The sequence below is a fragment of the Mycobacterium sp. genome (assembly GCF_035499775.1).
Taxonomy (GTDB): domain Bacteria; phylum Actinomycetota; class Actinomycetes; order Mycobacteriales; family Mycobacteriaceae; genus Mycobacterium.
On sequence record NZ_DATJYB010000171.1, the window covers coordinates 1 to 16,940 of the forward strand.

A 16,940-nucleotide genomic window follows, 5' to 3' on the forward strand; every position below is an offset into this window, starting at 1 on the left:
CCAAACTCACCAGCCAGATCCCCGCCGGCCGCCCCGGCCGGCCCGAAGAAGTCGCCCGCGTTGTCCACTTCCTGGCCGCCGACGCCTCGTCCTACATCACCGGACAAGTGTGGAGTGTCAACGGCGGCATGGACATGTGACCCCGCACGCAGCAATCTCAGGCCGGCACTGCCGGGTAGTCGGGCGTCCACCGCACTTGCGTGATGCGTTGGTTTATTTCTTCATCGCTGCGTTTGGGGGCGACACCGTCGGCGACGGCTTCTGCGGCGACGGCATGGGCGATGCGCACTGCCACGTCGGGCACATCTGGCCACGCCGGCAGTAGGGGCTGGCAGGGGTCACTAAGAGCAGGTGACGCCTCGCCGAGGGCCGCTGCGGCAACTCGCAGCATCTCGTCCGTGACCCGGGTCGCCTGCGCAGCGGTCACGGCAAGCCCCATCGCGGGGAAGATGTAGACGTTGTTGCATTGCGCGACGGGCCTTTCGACGCCGTTGCGCCGCAGCGGTGCAAACGGCGAGCCGGTGGCTATCAGCGCGCGCCCGTCGGTCCACTGGTCCAGTTCCAACGGATGTGCCTCGGCGCGGCTTGTCGGGTTGGACAGCGGAAAGATGATCGGCCGCTCAGTTTTACTGGCGAGCTCGCGCACGATGTCCTCGGTGAAGGCACCGGCGGCGGTGGACAGGCCTAGCAGGACACCGACGTCAATTTGGTGGACGACGTCGGCGAGCTGGGGCGGCCCCGACAGGTTCCACTCCGCCACTCGGTGGGCGGGTTGTGCGAATTCACGCTGCCCATGCGAAAGGTCGGTGCGGTCGTCAGTGAGCAAGCCGACCACGTCGACCACCCAAATTCGCTGCCGGGCCTCGTGTTCGGACAGTCCCTCGCTCATCATCTCCCGGCGGATCATGTCGACGACCCCGATGCCGGCTGAGTCTGCGCCGAGCATGACGACCTGTTGCTGGGACAGCGGGCGGCCGGCGACTTTGGCGGCGCCATGCAGTGCGCCGAGGGTGACCGCGGCGGTGCCCTGGATGTCGTCATTGAAGGTCAGCAGCTTGTCGCGGTAGCGGGCCAGGATCGGCAGTGCGTGCGCGGTGGCGAAGTCTTCCCACTGCAGCAGCACATCGGGCAGTCGCTCGTGCACGGTGGCGACTAACTCGTCGATGAAGGCGTAATAGTCGTCGTCGCCGATCCGTCTGTGGCGCCAGCCGAGGTACTGCGGGTCGTCGAGGAGTTCGACGTTGTCGGTGCCCACGTCAAGCACAATCGGGAGAGTGCGAGCAGGGTGGATGGCGCCGATCAGGGTATAAAGCGAAAGCTTTCCGACGGGGATGCCCGTGCCGCCGATGCCCTGGTCGCCTAGACCGAGGATCCGCTGCCCGTCGGTCATCACTATCACGTCGACGTCGCGTTGGGGTCGGTTGCACAGCACCTCGTCAAGGCGGTCGCGGTCGGCATAGGAGACGAACAATCCCCGCGGCCGCCGGTAGATTTCGCTGAAACGCTGGCAGGCCTCACCGACGGTTGGGGTGTAGACGATCGGCAGGGCTTCGGGGATGTGGTCGCGCAGCACCCGGTAGAACAGGGTTTCGTTGCGGTCCTGCAACGCGCGCAGATAGATGTGCTTGTCGAGATCGTCACGGCGAGTGGAGAACTCATGCCAGCAATGGTCGGCTTGTTCAGCGAGGGTCTTCACAGCGGGCGGCAGTAGGCCCACGAGGCCGAGCCTGTGGCGCTGTGGGCCGCACGCCCAGATGAAAGCTCCGGGAAGTACGGATTTCCCGTAGACGCTAAGCCGATCGCCCAGTTGCGGATGAACTCGGGATGACCACCGGCAGGCTGGGCAGAGGAGTCGGCAAGGAAAAGCCGGGCCCTTGATGAGCATCGAATTAACTACACCCGTCCCGCGGTCAGTTTTCACGTGCCGACGACACTGACCTAGCACTGAGCGCCCTCTAGCTGGGTTAGCTCCCCGTCGAACCATGCGGTTGCATAGCGGATGTGATTTTTGACCTGGTCAGTAGCTTCCGCCTTGAGGTCCAAGCCGTCGATGATCTGCTCGGCGAGATGACGAGGATAATCGCACGACCCTTGCGTTCCACAACTACAGGCAACCTCGGTATCGTCACCGTCACCGCTCGCGCAATGTTCGTCGATTATCTGACGGATTCGTTCAGTAAGTCTGTGGCGTATACGCTCAGCGGGATCGGGCATGTCGCTTCTCTGCTGAATAGCTTTCCTACGGCTTGCGTCATCGTCTCTCTCGCACGCGGATCGGCGTAGGGTCCGAAGTCATCGTTAGCGTCGCGGCTGGGGGCAAAACACCGGAAGGGCTCGGTAACGGACGCTGAAGCTTGCATTTTCATGCTGTCCATCCACCTCGCCATCAAATGCAATAGTGGTCGGCCCGTCGACGCAGCTGAAGCTGAACTCCGGAACATGCTGCTCGTGATACAGCCGGCTGCGTACCAGCCGCCCGGCCATCATCGCCGTCATGACGCGGATCTTGCTGAACGGTCTCCCGGCTTCCAGAATTCGCACATCGATCAGCCCATCATCGATCCGGTTGCGTTGCGCCGGCGCGAATCCGGACGGCAGGTACGTGGAGTTGCCCAGGAAGAACAGCGAGGTCTGGAGGGTCTTGTTGTCGTAGCGGATACGCACCGGCTCCTCATTCCGCAAGGTACGCAGCATTGCGTACGCCGCCGCAGGCGGCTTACCGATCTTGTGTTCAAGCCGTTCGCGGGCCCGCACGAAACTGGGGTAGGCGCCGATGCTCGAGGTGTTGATGATCATTCGAGTGTCGTTGAAGCACATGAGATCGACGCAGAAAACGCTGCCCTCCCGTATCGCCCGAATGGTCTTGCCCACGTCCTCACAGCCAATGTCCTTGGCGAAGTGGTTGAATGTGCCGGCCGGGAAAACAGCCAGCGGACGGCCGCTATCCACCGCGGCAGCCGCCGCGCATGCGATGGTTCCGTCGCCACCACCGACGCACAACACTTCGGCCCGCTCGGCCGCCGCACGCATCACCTTTTCGATGTCGTCGTTGGAGGCCAGTTGGATGATCTCGGCGTTGGGCAATTCCCGGCGAACCTGGGCGATCACCCGTTCCCCGGTCCCGCCGCCCGCGGCGGGGTTGACGACCACGACCAGGCCGGCACCGTCCGGCCGCGGCGGCGTATCGACGCGCAGCGGGTCGGCGTTCGGCAGATGGTTTTCGACGATCGGGGGGACCAGACGCCCACCCAACACGGCGATGGACGCGCCAATACCGAAGCCTGCCAACACATCACTGGGATAGTGCGCCCCCGTCGCGACGCGCGAAAGCCCGACCAGACCGGCCAGCACGGCGAGCACCAGCCCCAGCGTTGGGTTTTCCAGCCCGACACCGACCGCGAACGCTGCCGCGCTGGCGGAATGACCGGAGGGCATCGAGTAAGACCTCGGAAGGGGCAGGCGCCGCGCCAACGGAACCGACCCGAATCGGGGCCGCTGGCGTCGCCACACCCGCTTAGCCAGCTGATTGGTAATCGCACTTGTCACCGCCAGGCTGACGACACCGCGGCCCGCGCCGCGCCGCGCCGAGCGACTCCCCGAGAGCGCCATAGCAGCCGCTATCGCAAACCACAGCTTGGCGTTATCGGCGGCACGGCTGAGCGTTGGCATCGCGGTGTCAAGCAACGGGCTGCGCGAGTCCGCGATCGCCTCAAACACCTCAGCGTCGAGGGCACCGAGGCCCTTGCTGATCTGCCGCAGCCCGGGCGATGTGTGCGGCGTCGTCTTCATCAAATCAATCTATACCTCGACGACTTCAATCTGACCCGAATGAAGCGGAGGCCCTGATGGTGCTCCTCGGCGTCGCCCAGAATCTCAACACAGGTGGCTGGCAGGAGTGACTGCCCGTACTCCCGCCGTCCCAGACCCCTTGGCGGCTCGCTGAATACCGCGGTTGACACCCTTGACCCCGGCCTCACCCGACCGGCCAGCCACTGACCGACTGCCTTTACTCCAGCCGTCGCGGATCCCTCGGCGGTTCCTTGAATACCGCCTATCACTCCCTTGGCCGCGGCCCCGACCAGCCAGCGCACCAAAGCTAACCTCCTATAGGACATTTGGGGCCTGCGTGACCGTCGGTGCCGCCCGTGCTCAGTTCGGCGCGCTGTTCACGTACGACGACAGCTGGGCCCGTGGGCGTGGCAAGGCTTGTCGATCGCGCTGTTCGCGTTTCGTACTCACAGGACGCCAACCCATCGCCGGCGCCAGCGCGCGTGCTACGGCGTCGGCGAAGCCATCGCCGATTTCCAGGAGAGGCTGCTCTAGACCCGAATGTCGGCGGTGACCGCGTCGGTCAACCGGATCAGTTCCTGCGGAGCCACCGCGACGTCCCAGTGCCGCTTGCCGGCACTGCACAGCACCCGGTCCCACGCCAAGGCCGAATTATCCACCACGGTCCGCAACCGCCTGCGCTGACCGAAAGGAGAGATGCCGCCGACCACATAGCCGGTGACCCGTTCGGCGGCCGCGGGTTCGGCCATGCTGGCTTTGGCCACACCAAGCGCCGCCGCAGTCGCCTTCAGCGACAACTTCGACGGGACCGGAACAACGGCGACAGCCAATTCACGGGGCAGCGCGATGATCAGCGTCTTGAAGACCTGTTCGGGCGCGAAATCGCCGGAGTCGGACAGGTCGGTGACGACTTCGAAATGCAAGATCTCGTGCGGCACACCGGCTTTGACCAGCGCGGCGATCGCCGGTGTTGCTGCGCCGGCCACGCGGGCTCAAGACTGGACGTACCCCGGCGGGTTGATCCCGTCCACCCAGAAGTCGACTCCGAGCTGTCCACCCGGTATGCAGTCATAGACGGACAGGTCCTTGACGCCGGATTCCACCAGCACGTCCTCGCACAGCAGCATGTTGCCGGTGTACTCCTTGGACGGCTTGTTGAGGATGACGTAGGCCGCGTCGGCGTACACCTCGGGCTTTCGCGCCCGGGCCATCGCCTCATCGCCGCCGAGCAGGTTCTGTACGGCGGCGGTGGCCACCAGCGTGCGGGGCCAGAGGGTGTTGGACGCGATGCCCTCGTCGCGCATCTCCTCGGCGATGCCCAGCGCGCACAACGTCATGCCGAACTTGGCCATCATGTAGGCCGTCGGCTTGAGCCACTCCTTACCGAGCAGCACCGGCGGCGACAGCGTCAGGACGTGCGGATTCTCCCGGCCCTTCATGTGGGCCAGGCATGCTTGCGACACCGCATAGGTGCCACGCACCTGGATGCCGTTCATCAGGTCGAAGCGCTTCATCGGCACCTCGGAGATGGACCCCAGGTTGATCGCCGAGGCGTTGTTCACGCAGATGTCGATGCCGCCGAACTGCTCGACGGTCTTGGCCACCGCGGAATCGACGGAATCCGGGTCGCGGACGTCCCCGACGATCGGCAGGGCCTGACCGCCCGCTTCCTCGAGCTCCTTGGCCGCCGTGTACACCGTTCCCGGCAGCTTGGGGTGCGGGTCGGCGGTCTTGGCGATCAGGGCGATGTTGGCGCCGTCTTCGGCGGCTCGTTTGGCGATCGCGAGACCGATACCGCGGCTCGCGCCCGAAATGAACATGGTCTTGCCTTGGAGGGACATGGCGTCACAGTAACGTCCTGCGTGACACGTTCTGGCCGCGGGACCGGCAGCGCGAATCGGGCATCGGAAATAGCGCGCAGGTTGACGCTGTTGATTGATGAGGTTTCTGCAGCTAATTGACTGACGCAAGGCCCTTACAGACACTGTCGGTCACAGCCTTTAGATTAAGAGGAGGATTCTGGTGTCAACGGCGACGAGCCTGTTGGGTGAGGAGCAGTTGGCTCGCTTGTTTGCAGAAGGGACTGTGCTAATCGACATGCCCGATATAGACGGCGTCACCGAGTTGGACATCCCCGAGCCCGAACCACCTGAGGAGACGGACGCGGAGCTGACGGCGCGCTTCGAGCGCGACGCGATTCCGCTGCTGGACCAGCTGTACGGCGGTGCACTGCGAATGACGCGCAATCCTGCCGATGCCGAGGACCTGCTCCAGGAGACGATGGTGAAGGCCTACGCGGGGTTCCGGTCGTTCCGCAGGGGAACCAACCTCAAGGCCTGGCTGTACCGGATCCTGACCAACACCTATATCAACAGCTACCGCAAGAAGCAGCGCCAACCAGCGGAGTATCCGACCGAGGCAATCACCGACTGGCAGCTGGCCGCGAATGCCGAGCATTCCTCCACCGGGTTGCGTTCGGCCGAGGTCGAAGCGCTCGAGTCGCTGCCGGACACCGAGATCAAAGAAGCGCTGCAGGCACTGCCGGAAGAGTTCCGGATGGCGGTTTACTACGCCGATGTCGAGGGTTTCCCGTACAAAGAGATCGCCGAGATCATGGATACGCCGATTGGAACCGTGATGTCGCGGCTGCATCGCGGTAGACGTCAGCTGCGTGGTCTCCTGTCCGACGTGGCCAAAGAGCGGGGCTTTACCCGCGGTCAGCAGGCGCCCGAGGAGGTGTCGTCATGAGCGAGTTTCCCGGCCCGGCCGACGCCTGCGCCGACGGCGTACAACCCGACCACGATTCGCATGGTGCCCTCGGTTGTGCGCAAGTGATCGCCGAGGTGTGGACTCTGCTCGACGGTGAATGCACCCCGGAGTCGAGAGAGAAGCTGCGCCGCCACCTCGAGGCGTGCCCCGGATGCTTCCAGCATTACGGGCTCGAGGAGCGGATCAAGGCATTGATCGCGACCAAGTGCAGCGGCGAGAAGGCCCCTGAGGGCTTACGGGAGCGTCTGCGACTGGAGATCCGCCAGACCACGATCATCCGTGGCGGGCCCTAGCCTGCGTGAAAACGGCCGCTTAGGAGTTGGGCCGCTTGCCGTGGTTGGCTTTGCTGTACTTGCGGTCGCGCTTCTTCCGGCCACGCTTGGCCATCGTTAACCTCCGTCGTTCGTCAGATGCTGGGCAGGCTGGGTACGTTAAGCTCCGCCGGTTATCCGCCATTCTCCCATGAGGCCTGTGGCAGCGCGTCGGAAGCCCACGCGCCGTCGTTCCGGCGGGTCTTATGGTTCGATATACATGAGCCTGAGGGACTGGCAGTCAGCATGCGGGATGGCCGATACGAGTGGGGTGAAGATGGCCGAGGATGTTCGTGCCGAGATCGTGGCCAGCGTGCTCGAAGTTGTTGTGAGCGAGGGCGACCAGATCGGCAAGGGCGACACCGTGGTGCTGCTCGAGTCGATGAAGATGGAGATCCCCGTGCTGGCCGAAGTCGCCGGCACCGTCAGCAAGGTCAGCGTGTCGGTGGGCGACGTCATCCAGGCCGGCGACCTCATCGCGGTGATCAGCTAGCCGTTGGACCCGACACAAGAGCAATCCGGGAGCGACTCGGGGGTACGTCATGTCCACTCTCGGTGATCTGCTTGCCGAACACACGATGCTGCCGGGCAATGCGGTCGACCACCTGCATGCGGTGGTAGGGGAGTGGCAGCTGCTGGCCGATCTGTCCTTCGCCGATTACCTGATGTGGGTTCACCGCGACGACGGCGTACTGGTGTGTGTGGCGCAATGCCGGCCGAATACCGCGCCCACGGTTCTGCAGACTGACGCGGTGGGCAGCGTCGTCAGTGACGACCGACTGCCGCTCGTCGCCGCGACGTTCGCTTCCGGCACTGCCGAGCGGGAAAGCGATGTGAGCCAACCGCATTCGTGGCAACTGCCGGGCCCGAACGTCGAGGCCTCCCCGGTACGGTATGGCAAGCAGGTGGTGGCGGTGTTGACGCAGCACCAAACCGAGGTGGTAGCCGAGCGCAATTATGGCCAGCTGGAGACCGCTTACCGCGAGTGCGCCACAGATCTTCTGCACATGCTGGCCGACGGCACGTTTCCCGACGTGGGAGACGTGGCCATGTCGCGTTCCACCCCGCGGGCCGGCGACGGCTTCATCCGCCTTGATGTCGATGGCGTCGTCGCCTACGCCAGCCCCAACGCGCTATCGGCCTATCACCGGATGGGCCTGACCACCGAGTTGGAGGGCCACAATTTCATCAAGGTGACGCGGCCGCTCATCTCGGACCCCTTCGAGGCCCAGGAAGTGGCCGAGCACGTGCTGCACCTGTTGGCGGGCGGGTCGAGTATGCGGATGGAGGTCGACGCAGGAGGCGCCACAGTGCTGCTGCGGACGCTGCCGCTGGTGGTTCGCGGCGCCAACGCGGGGGCGGCGATCCTGATCCGCGACGTCACCGAGGTCAAGCGCCGGGACCGGGCCCTGATATCCAAGGACGCCACCATCCGTGAAATTCACCACCGGGTGAAAAACAACCTGCAGACCGTCGCGGCGCTGCTGCGCCTGCAGGCGCGGCGGACGGTCAACGCCGAAGGGCGGGAGGCGCTGATCGAATCGGTGCGCCGGGTGTCGTCGATCGCCCTGGTCCATGACGCGCTGTCGATGTCGGTGGACGAGCAGGTCAACCTCGACGAAGTCATCGACCGGATTTTGCCGATCATGAACGACGTGGCGTCGGTGGACCGGCCGATCCGGATCAACCGAGTTGGCGACCTCGGCGTGCTGGACTCCGACCGCGCCACGGCACTGATCATGGTGATCACCGAATTAGTGCAAAACGCCATCGAGCATGCGTTTGACCCGATGGTCGCGGAAGGATCGGTGACGATCCGCGCCGAGCGTTCGGCGCGGTGGCTGGATGTCGTGGTTCACGACGATGGGCGCGGCCTGCCGGAGGGATTCAGCCTGGAGAAGTCGGACAGCCTGGGCCTGCAGATCGTACGGACTCTGGTGTCGGCTGAGCTGGACGGCACGTTAGGCATGCGGGAAGGCTCCGGGCACGGCACCGACGTGGTGCTACGGGTACCGATCGGCCGCCGGGCCCGGTTGCTGCTGTAACGCGGGCACGCAACAGTGCGGCCCCGACGGTTGTCGGGGCCGCACTGTGTGGAACTAGGTGAAACTGGTTCAGACTCCGCTACGGGCCTTCGTCCGGGTGCTACGACGCTTGAGCGCGCGTCGCTCATCTTCGCTCATGCCGCCCCAGACGCCCGAATCCTGACCTGTGTTCAAAGCCCAGGCGAGACATTCGGTGGTCACCTGGCATCGATTGCAGACCAGTTTCGCGTCAGCGATCTGCGCGAGCGCCGGGCCACTGTTCCCTACCGGGAAAAACAGCTCGGGATCTTCGTCACGGCAGACCGCCTTGTGGCGCCAATCCATTAGTACTTACTCCTCACTGAGTGCGCAGCAAGGTGCACGGGCTTATTTCTTCTGCGGTTAGCGCTTGCACAAGAAAGGTTCCCGTACCCCTACAAATTTTCTGCGTGCAACCTTTCGATCGTTTCACAGGCTCTACAGATGTCAATAGCGTTAGTTAGCCCGTGGGCTATCTCACTTTGACGAACTCTTACCAAAGCCCTTACACAGTTGTACTACACTCCTGCGCTACTTCCCCAGAGATTTTCGTCTCAGAGTCCGTCGGCACAGCATTTACGCAGGTCAGAATGATTTTTTGGTGGGCGGGGCAACCACCGCAAGTGCGTCCCGAACCGCCCGGAACGTCATACTTTCGCGCACGCCCAGATACTCGCCGTCGAACTGAGTCGCCGCCGGCTCTCCGATGGACGTGATTCGCAGCCAAGGCGCGTCATCGTCACGGATGAGTTGTTTGGCTCGCGGGTTCGGCCGCTTCGCGAGGAGCTGGCTCAGTAATCGCAGCGTCGGAATCACCTTCATGCCGTCGACCGCGAACACTCCCAGGCCCGTCTCGAAGCTGCAGGCCGGATTGGTCACCATGGGCCGGTCGTTGCTGTAGGTCCACGGCGTGGTGTTGGACACCCACGCGAAGTGCACGCCCGCGACGGGGTCGCGGTCGGGTAGTTCCAGCGTGAGGGTCGGTTCGCGGCGTCTGAAGGCGATCGTGATCGGCACCGCCACCCGCCAGTAACGCAACGGAGTGACCTTGACGCCCTTGGCGCGCTGGGCTTCCACCCCGGCGACCACTTCCGCGTCGACGCCCATTCCCGCGTTGATCACGGCCCAGGTCTCACCGCAGTCGATGAGGCTGATCCGGCGCCAGGTCTGGTGGCGACGGTAGTCGTCGAGCAGTTGGATCACCTGGTTGGTGGCAGCCACCGGGTCTCGCGAGATGCCCAGGGACCTGGCCAGCACATTCGCCGAGCCGCCGGGCACCACGGCTATCGCCGGCAGGGATCTCGAGGGCCCGTTCGGGACGGAATCAGGACGACCCAGCAGACCGTTGACCACTCCGCTGATCGTCCCGTCGCCGCCGTGCACGACGACCAGGTCCACGCCGTGCTCGACGGCGGCGTGCCCGAGTTCGGTCCCGTGCCCTTTGTGGGTGGTGTGCTCGACGGTGAGCTCGAGGCGGCTTTTAAGCGCGTTCGCCAGAAGATCGCGTGCTGCTGCGGTGGTGGATGTGGCGGCGGGGTTGACGATCAGCACGGCGCGCATGATGCCCGAGCTTAGGCGGGCCGCTCAGCGGCCCGCCGACGGACCGCCGGGCGTGACTACGCTGACGCTGTGACGATTCCAGTCCGTGGCCCAGCCCCGGGTCCCGTGCGTGGCGCGGGTTTAATCGTCGGGCTGCAGGGCGGGGCCGCACTGGTGGTGGCCGCAGTCCTGGTGGTCCGCGGTCTCACCGGGGCCCAGCAGCACGGGGTCAACGGCCTGGGGACCGCGATCTGGTTCGCGCTGGTCGGCGGCGCGGTGCTGGCCGCGGGTTGGGCCCTGTGGACCGGCCGGCGCTGGGGCCGTGGGCTGGGAGTGTTCACCCAGGTGCTCCTGCTGCCGGTGGCGTGGTACCTGGCGGTGGGCTCGCATCAGCTGGCCTTCGGGATCCCACTGGCCCTCGTGGCGTTGAACGTATTGATATTGCTGTTCAGCCCTGCGGCCGTGCGCTGGGCAGCGAGCGCCTATCAGCAGGATTCCGCCAGCTCAGCCAAGCGTGAGCCGGACAGCCGGTAGGTGGTCCACTCGCTTTGCGGCGCGGCGCCGATCCCGTCGTACAACGCAATCGCATCGGAGTTCCAGTTCAGCACCGCCCAGGACAGTCGCGTGTAGCCGTTGTCGTGGCATTCGCGCGCCAGCTCCGAGAGCAGCGCGCGGGCCAGGCCGCGGCGGCGAAACCTGGCTCGCACGAACAGATCCTCCAAATAGATGCCGGCGACGCCGTCCCAGGTGGAGAAGCTGAGAAACCACAGCGCCATCGCGGCGACCTCGCCGTCAACCACCGCGACGTGTCCGTGCACCGTCGGCGAATTACTGAATAGCGCTGTGGAAATTTGTGTTTCGGTGACGGTGCATTGATCGGGGGCGCGCTCGAATTCGGCCAAACCGTGGATCATGTCCGCAATATCGACGGCGTCTTGCGGTATCGCGCGGCGGATGATCTCAGTCATGCGCAACTCCCAGGGCATTCAGAATCGTCGCGAATTTCGTTGTCGTCTCGTCAACTTCGTCGTCAGGATCCGATTCGGCGACAATGCCGCCGCCGGCGCGGGCGACGGCGGTGCGACGGTCGGCCGACAATTGCGCGCACCGGATGGACACCACCCAGTGGCCGTCGCCCGCCGCGTCGCACCATCCCACCGCGCCGGCGTAGAAACCGCGGTCGCCTTCCAGCTCGCCGATCAGCTCGGCTGCCGCCTGGGTAGGCACCCCGCCGACCGCCGGGGTGGGATGCAGCGCCAACGCCAGATCGATTGCCGTGGTTGAGGTGTCACGCAGCCGGCCGGTGATCGGGGTGCATAGGTGCCAGACCGCCGCAGTGCGGCTCAGCTGGGGTTCGGGAGCGATGCTCAGCTCATCGCACAGCGGCTCCAAGGCGACGCGCATCACGTCGATGACGAGTTGATGCTCATGGCGGTCCTTGGCCGAAGCGGCGAGTGCGGCGCCGTTGGCGGCGTCGGCTTCGGGATCGGTGGCACGGCGAGCCGAGCCGGCGAACGGTTGGCACACAACGCGATTGCCGGAGCGCGCGACCAATAGCTCTGGGCTGGCGCCCACCAGGGCCGCGCCCGCGTAGTCGTCGCCCGCCGGAGTCAGGTCGACGAGAAAGCCGTATGCGGCCGGGTCGGCGGCGGCCAACCGGCTCAAGATCATCCGGGCATCCAGTGGCGCGTCGGCAGCCAGTCGCAGCGCGCGGGCCAGCACCACCTTGCACAGCGAACTGTCAGGCGCGGCGAGCTGATCGCGTGCCCGGCTGATCCTGGCCCGGTACTCGTCAAGCCCTGGGAGATTGGCCGTGATGCGCACCGGCGGGACCGGGCCCGTCGGCCAGTCGGGCAGTGCGTCGGGCCGCGCCACCGCGCCCGGCGATACCAACGCGGCGGGTCTGCTCACGTCGAAAGGCAACGCACCCAACAGTATTGGCACCGTGCCGGAGCGCAGCGCGGCTTGCGCGGCACGCAGGTCGCCGTAGCGCGCCCGCACCCCGTCGGCAACCAGAGTCCCCCTCGGCCCGCATAGCGCGAACGGCGGTTCGGCGGTGCTCACCCGGGTGCGATCGCCTGCGGCTGGGCGGTCAATCCGAGCGCAGCGAGCTGTCGCACGCCGTGCTCGAAACCGCACACCGCGATGGAGCCGGCGAGCATCCAGAAGCGGCTGCCCTCGACCAGCGGCAGCTCCACCCAGCGTGTGATGACCGAACGCGAAAAGTGGCTATGGCCCACGAACACCACGTCGCGCGAGCTCATGTGCTCTAACGCCATTGCCACGGCCCGATCGGCGCGGTCGCTGACTTGCGCCACACTCTCGCCGCCGGGGCATCCGTGCGTCCAGACCAGCCAATCTGGAACCGATTCCTGGATCTGCGGGGTCGTCAACCCCTCGTAGGAGCCGTAATCCCATTCGGCCAGCAGGGAAGACACCTCGTCGACAACGAGCCCGGCCAACCTGGCTGTGGTCAGGGCGCGTATACGCGGGCTACTGATTACCAGCGGGTCAGCGAGTTCCAGTTCACGTAGAACGCGCCCGGCAAGCTCGGCCTGGACCCGGCCCGTGTCGGTCAGTTCGAGGTCTGTGCGGCCGGTGTGCTGGCCGGATTTCGACCATTCGGTCTCGCCGTGCCGGAGCAGTACAAGACGGTGATTGTGCAAGCCCATGCCGACCGATTCTGCCGGACGACATGCCGTGCCCACAGGCCGCAGCGTGTGGCGGCCGAACATGCCAGGATGGGCACTGTGACTAAGACCCGGGTACTGGCAGTGGCCAACCAGAAGGGCGGTGTGGCCAAGACGACGACGGTCGCTTCGCTGGGCGCGGCGATGGCGGATATCGGAAAAGAGGTGCTGCTGGTCGATCTGGACCCGCAAGGCTGTCTGACGTTCTCGCTCGGCCAAGATCCCGACAAACTGCCGGTGTCGGTGCACGAGGTGCTGCTCGGAGATGTCGAGCCCAACGCCGCGCTGGTCACCACCGACGAGGGAATGACGCTGCTGCCGGCCAACATCGACTTGGCCGGCGCCGAGGCGATGCTGCTGATGCGGGCCGGCCGTGAGTACGCACTCAAGCGTGCGCTGGCCAAGATCGAGGACTTCGACGTGGTGATCATCGACTGTCCGCCGTCGCTGGGGGTGCTCACGCTCAACGGGCTGACCGCCGCCGACGAGGTCATGGTGCCGCTGCAGTGCGAAACGCTCGCACACCGCGGCGTCGGTCAGTTTCTGCGCACCATCGCCGATGTCCAGCAGATCACCAACCCGGACCTGCGGCTGCTCGGCGCATTGCCGACGCTGTACGACTCGCGAACCACCCACACCCGCGACGTGCTACTCGACGTCGCCGACCGCTACGACCTGCCGGTGCTGGCTCCGCCGATCCCGCGCACGGTGCGTTTCGCCGAGGCCAGCGCGTCGGGCTCGTCGGTGATGGCCGGGCGCAAGAACAAAGGGGCGGTGGCCTACCGCGAGCTCGCGGAGGCGTTGCTCAAGCACTGGAAGTCCGGCAAGGCGCTGCCTACCTTCACCGTTGAGGTGTAGCCACAGCTAGCCGAGCGCCACGACGGTGTCGCCGCGCTGCTCGAACACTTTGGAACCCGAAACTGCCGGGACCACGGCACTTGCAGCCGCCGGGCCGCTCGGCTGCCGATCGACCGGGATGACATTGCTGCTTTCGCCGCTGAGCGGCTCGTAGACCCCGATGCCGCCGGTGATCGGCACCAGCAGTTGGCCCGCCATCATCGTTCCGGGTCCCAGCGGCACCGCCGTGTCGCCGGCGGTGATGGTGTAGCGCACCGTCAGCTTCCCGCTGTCGAAGACCATCAACGAATCGCCGGTCCACCAGGTCACCAGGTTGCCGGCTTGCGACGCGACGGCGGCATTCGACGGCGGCTTGGCCAGCATCGTGCTCGCCACTGTCGCGCCGGTCTCGTCGATCACGTCGACCCTGGGCTGCGGTGATGGCACATAGACGGCCGTGCTGGTATCCGAAACGGCCACCACCCGTGCACCCGAGCCCGGCCGGATCCCGGCTTGGACCACGACGTGTTGTTGGGGTTCGTCGTCGTCTTTGCCCGGGCGCAACAGAACGAGGCGCAAATCGGCCTGGCCCGTGCAGGATTCCAACACCGAGACCGCAGACGGGCTGGCCGCGGCCGACTCGAGTTTGCAGCCGGAGTGCAGTCCCCGTGCCGACGGTTTCACCCGAGCGTCGGTCTCGCCGTACGCCAGCATCCGGACCATGTCCGAGCGCCACAGCTCCAGGCGGGTGTCGCCGGCCGACAACACGGTCGTGCCGTCGGCCGCCAGATGCACCCGCGCATCGGCGTAGCTACTGCGGGCGGGGCCACGATGGCCGGTGGACCCGTCGATGGTGCTGACCTGTCCGCAACCACGGTCGTCTCGATAGACCGCGACCACGTAGTGGTAGACCCAGGACACCCCGCACAGGTCGGTGTCACGCGCGTAGCTCCAGCGCGTCTCGCCGGTGGCCGGGTCATGTCCTTCAACCCGACGTCCGTCGCCAGTGGTCACCGACCCGCCCACTACCACCGGCGTGGTGGTCGCGGGACTGGCCGCCGTCCATAGCTGCTTCAGCGCGGCCGGGACCTGTTTGGCCGGAACGGGATTGGATGCCGGGCCGGCGGCCGGACGACTGACGGTCGCCCGGGCGTCGCTGGTCCACCAGATCAGCGCTGCGACCAGCGCAACGGTGACCGCGATCGCCGCAGCAGCGACAATATCGCCCTTGGTCCGGCGTTCGGGTCTGACCACCAGTCAGCCGGGTTCAGTTGGCGTGCGCGGTCGCGTCCGCAGGCTTGCGGCGACGACGGCGCCGGCGGGGGGAGCCACCGGCGGAGGGGGCGCCGGACGGCGTCTCCGCGGGCGCTTCGCCACTGGCGGCCGGGCTGCCGGCAGGGTGCCCGCTGACGGGCTGGCCGGCACGCGTGCGCCGCCGCCTCGTGCCGTTGCGCGACTTCTGCGAGTCGTCCTTCTTGTCCGACTTGTCTGCGGTGCCGGCGCGGCGCTTGGCCTGCGACTTGCGTGGTGCGCCGACGGTCGGGCCGGCCTCGGCCGGGATGGAAAGCTCGTCATACAGGTGTGGCGAGCTGGAGTAGGTCTCGGCGGGGTCGGGAGAGCCCAAGCCCAGCGCGCTGTCGATCATCGTCCAGCGGGGCAGCTCATCCCAGTCCACCAGGGTGACCGCGACGCCGGTGCGCCCGGCGCGGCCGGTGCGCCCGATGCGGTGGACGTACATCTTTTCGTCCTCGGGGCACTGATAGTTGATGACGTGGGTGACGTCGTCGATGTCGATGCCGCGGGCCGCGACGTCGGTGGCCACCAGCACGTCGATGTCACCGGCGCGAAACGCCTTGAGCGCCTTCTCGCGGGCTATCTGGCCGAGGTCGCCATGCACGGCGCCCACCTTGAAGCCGCGTTCGGCCAACTCGTCGGCCACCTTCTGCGCGGTGCGCTTGGTGCGGGTGAAGACCATCGTCGCGTCGCGTCCCGAAGCCTGCAATATCCGGCTGACCAGCTCTACCTTGTCCAGCGCGTGAGCCCGGTAGACGAACTGCTCGGTGGTGTCGTGCACGGCCAGAGAGTGCGGCGCCTCGGCCCGGATGTGCGTGGGCTGGACCATGAACGTGCGGGCCAGCGTGATGATCGGGTCCGGCATGGTCGCCGAGAACAGCATCGACTGACGGTCGGCGGGGATCTGACGAAGGATGCGCTCGATGTCGGGCAGAAAGCCCAGGTCCAGCATCTCGTCGGCCTCGTCGAGCACCAGCACCGACAGCCCGCCCAGCTGCAGGTGGCCCTGCTGGCACAGGTCGAGCAGCCGTCCGGGCGTGCCCACCACGACGTCGGCGCCGTTCTGCAGTGCCTCGATCTGCGGTTCGTAGGCCCGTCCGCCGTAGATGGACACCACCGAGAACGGACGCTGCGCGTCGTCACCGCCGGCGGTCAGGTATTTGGCGGCGGTGGCCAAGTCGTCGGTCACCTGCAGGCACAGCTCACGGGTGGGCACCACGATCAGGGCGCGGGGCGCGCCGGTGAGCGGCCGCGTCGCGTCACCTGCGGTGATCCGCTGTAGCAGCGGTACGCCGAAGGCGAAGGTCTTGCCCATGCCGGTGCGGGCCTGGCCGATTACGTCCTCGCCGGCGAGCGCAAGCGGCAGCGTGAGTTCTTGGATGGCAAACGGGTGGTCGATACCTTTCTCGGCCAGCGCGCGCACGATTTCGTCGCGGACGCCGAGTTCGGCGAATGTCGGTTTGAGGGTGGTTTCAGTTGTGCCTTTAAGTGCGGTCATACGTGGGGAACAAGCCTTCCGGTGGACGTTATTCGGTTTGTCGGTTTCGCTGTCGCGGTCACGCGCGCACGAGTTCCGACTCCGAAGACGTCTCCGGGTCGCCGGCCGATGCTCAGTCCGAGGGTTCTCAGGCCAGGCGCGGCAGCTGTGC

The 16,940-nt window shown here is 66.0% G+C and carries 20 protein-coding genes; 8 read left to right on the top strand and 12 right to left on the bottom strand.

Annotation, left to right across the window (positions count from 1 at the left end):
* Positions 1–17: 17 nt before the first annotated feature.
* Positions 18–140 (top strand): SDR family oxidoreductase, encoded by a 123-nt coding sequence (locus VML93_RS11690; RefSeq protein WP_414686334.1) that lies wholly within the window; start codon positions 18–20, stop codon positions 138–140.
* A gap of 17 nt (positions 141–157) precedes the next feature.
* Here VML93_RS11690 and VML93_RS11695 read toward each other — a convergent pair whose 3' ends face one another.
* Positions 158–1,756 carry an NAD-dependent malic enzyme gene (locus VML93_RS11695; protein ID WP_325610770.1) on the bottom strand — a complete coding sequence of 533 codons (1,599 nt, stop codon included), beginning with the start codon at positions 1,754–1,756 and terminating at the stop codon, positions 158–160.
* 245 nt (positions 1,757–2,001) lie between these two features.
* Here VML93_RS11695 and VML93_RS11700 point away from each other — a divergent pair, with 245 nt between their 5' ends.
* A complete protein-coding gene (locus tag VML93_RS11700) occupies positions 2,002–2,283 on the top strand; it encodes a hypothetical protein (RefSeq protein WP_325610729.1) in 282 nt (93 codons plus the stop codon).
* A gap of 15 nt (positions 2,284–2,298) precedes the next feature.
* Here the strand turns inward: VML93_RS11700 and VML93_RS11705 are convergent, their stop codons facing one another.
* The 3 genes from VML93_RS11705 to VML93_RS11715 form a co-directional block, all read right to left on the bottom strand.
* Entirely contained in the window at positions 2,299–3,789 is a 1,491-nt protein-coding gene (locus VML93_RS11705; RefSeq protein WP_325610731.1) for a bifunctional phosphatase PAP2/diacylglycerol kinase family protein, read from the bottom strand.
* A gap of 530 nt (positions 3,790–4,319) precedes the next feature.
* On the bottom strand, positions 4,320–4,775 hold the full coding sequence (locus tag VML93_RS11710) for an aminoacyl-tRNA deacylase (RefSeq protein ID WP_325610733.1): 456 nt from the start codon (positions 4,773–4,775) through the stop codon (positions 4,320–4,322).
* A gap of 6 nt (positions 4,776–4,781) precedes the next feature.
* Positions 4,782–5,630, bottom strand: a complete 849-nt coding sequence (locus VML93_RS11715; protein WP_325610735.1) for an NAD(P)-dependent oxidoreductase — start codon at positions 5,628–5,630, stop codon at positions 4,782–4,784.
* A 256-nt stretch (positions 5,631–5,886) separates the two neighbouring features.
* Here VML93_RS11715 and VML93_RS11720 point away from each other — a divergent pair, with 256 nt between their 5' ends.
* Together VML93_RS11720 and rsrA are read left to right on the top strand one after the other, a co-directional pair.
* The gene (locus VML93_RS11720) at positions 5,887–6,537 is read left to right on the top strand and encodes a sigma-70 family RNA polymerase sigma factor (RefSeq protein ID WP_325610736.1); all 651 of its coding nucleotides are present in this window, start codon (positions 5,887–5,889) and stop codon (positions 6,535–6,537) included.
* Positions 6,534–6,851, top strand: coding sequence for a mycothiol system anti-sigma-R factor (rsrA, locus tag VML93_RS11725; protein ID WP_325610738.1), 318 nt, complete (start codon positions 6,534–6,536; stop codon positions 6,849–6,851). Before VML93_RS11720 ends, rsrA begins: the two co-directional genes overlap by 4 nt.
* Positions 6,852–6,870: 19 nt before the next feature.
* On the opposite strand, the gene VML93_RS38570 is transcribed toward rsrA, so the two are convergent.
* Positions 6,871–6,945: a 50S ribosomal protein bL37 gene (locus VML93_RS38570; protein WP_003416889.1), complete on the bottom strand. Its 75-nt coding sequence runs from the start codon at positions 6,943–6,945 to the stop codon at positions 6,871–6,873.
* A 201-nt stretch (positions 6,946–7,146) separates the two neighbouring features.
* Here VML93_RS38570 and VML93_RS11730 point away from each other — a divergent pair, with 201 nt between their 5' ends.
* Complete coding sequence (locus VML93_RS11730) at positions 7,147–7,362, top strand: biotin/lipoyl-binding carrier protein (protein WP_325610772.1); 216 nt, start codon at positions 7,147–7,149, stop codon at positions 7,360–7,362.
* Positions 7,363–7,411: 49 nt separating this feature from the next.
* A complete protein-coding gene (locus tag VML93_RS11735; protein ID WP_325610739.1) occupies positions 7,412–8,914 on the top strand; it encodes a sensor histidine kinase in 1,503 nt (500 codons plus the stop codon).
* A gap of 69 nt (positions 8,915–8,983) precedes the next feature.
* Here the strand turns inward: VML93_RS11735 and whiB1 are convergent, their stop codons facing one another.
* Positions 8,984–9,238 (bottom strand): transcriptional regulator WhiB1, encoded by a 255-nt coding sequence (gene whiB1 / locus VML93_RS11740; RefSeq protein ID WP_325610741.1) that lies wholly within the window; start codon positions 9,236–9,238, stop codon positions 8,984–8,986.
* A 279-nt stretch (positions 9,239–9,517) separates the two neighbouring features.
* Complete coding sequence (locus VML93_RS11745) at positions 9,518–10,492, bottom strand: diacylglycerol/lipid kinase family protein (RefSeq protein WP_325610742.1); 975 nt, start codon at positions 10,490–10,492, stop codon at positions 9,518–9,520.
* 75 nt (positions 10,493–10,567) lie between these two features.
* Here VML93_RS11745 and VML93_RS11750 point away from each other — a divergent pair, with 75 nt between their 5' ends.
* On the top strand, positions 10,568–11,005 hold the full coding sequence (locus VML93_RS11750) for a hypothetical protein (RefSeq protein ID WP_325610774.1): 438 nt from the start codon (positions 10,568–10,570) through the stop codon (positions 11,003–11,005).
* Here the strand turns inward: VML93_RS11750 and VML93_RS11755 are convergent.
* The 3 genes from VML93_RS11755 to VML93_RS11765 are packed head-to-tail and all read right to left on the bottom strand — an operon-like array spanning position 10,957 to position 13,143.
* Positions 10,957–11,439: a GNAT family N-acetyltransferase gene (locus VML93_RS11755; RefSeq protein WP_325610743.1), complete on the bottom strand. Its 483-nt coding sequence runs from the start codon at positions 11,437–11,439 to the stop codon at positions 10,957–10,959. The two genes, VML93_RS11750 and VML93_RS11755, sit on opposite strands and share 49 nt — an antisense overlap.
* Complete coding sequence (locus tag VML93_RS11760; RefSeq protein WP_325610745.1) at positions 11,432–12,535, bottom strand: isochorismate synthase; 1,104 nt, start codon at positions 12,533–12,535, stop codon at positions 11,432–11,434. The genes VML93_RS11755 and VML93_RS11760 overlap by 8 nt, the downstream gene beginning before the upstream one ends.
* The gene (locus VML93_RS11765) at positions 12,532–13,143 is read right to left on the bottom strand and encodes an acid phosphatase (protein ID WP_325610747.1); all 612 of its coding nucleotides are present in this window, start codon (positions 13,141–13,143) and stop codon (positions 12,532–12,534) included. The genes VML93_RS11760 and VML93_RS11765 overlap by 4 nt, the downstream gene beginning before the upstream one ends.
* A gap of 78 nt (positions 13,144–13,221) precedes the next feature.
* Here VML93_RS11765 and VML93_RS11770 point away from each other — a divergent pair, with 78 nt between their 5' ends.
* The gene (locus VML93_RS11770) at positions 13,222–14,019 is read left to right on the top strand and encodes an AAA family ATPase (protein ID WP_325610776.1); all 798 of its coding nucleotides are present in this window, start codon (positions 13,222–13,224) and stop codon (positions 14,017–14,019) included.
* 6 nt (positions 14,020–14,025) lie between these two features.
* On the opposite strand, the gene VML93_RS11775 is transcribed toward VML93_RS11770, so the two are convergent.
* Both VML93_RS11775 and VML93_RS11780 read right to left on the bottom strand, forming a co-directional pair.
* A complete protein-coding gene (locus VML93_RS11775) occupies positions 14,026–15,252 on the bottom strand; it encodes a hypothetical protein (protein WP_325610749.1) in 1,227 nt (408 codons plus the stop codon).
* 13 nt (positions 15,253–15,265) lie between these two features.
* Complete coding sequence (locus tag VML93_RS11780) at positions 15,266–16,789, bottom strand: DEAD/DEAH box helicase (protein WP_325610751.1); 1,524 nt, start codon at positions 16,787–16,789, stop codon at positions 15,266–15,268.
* Positions 16,790–16,940 lie beyond the last annotated feature (151 nt).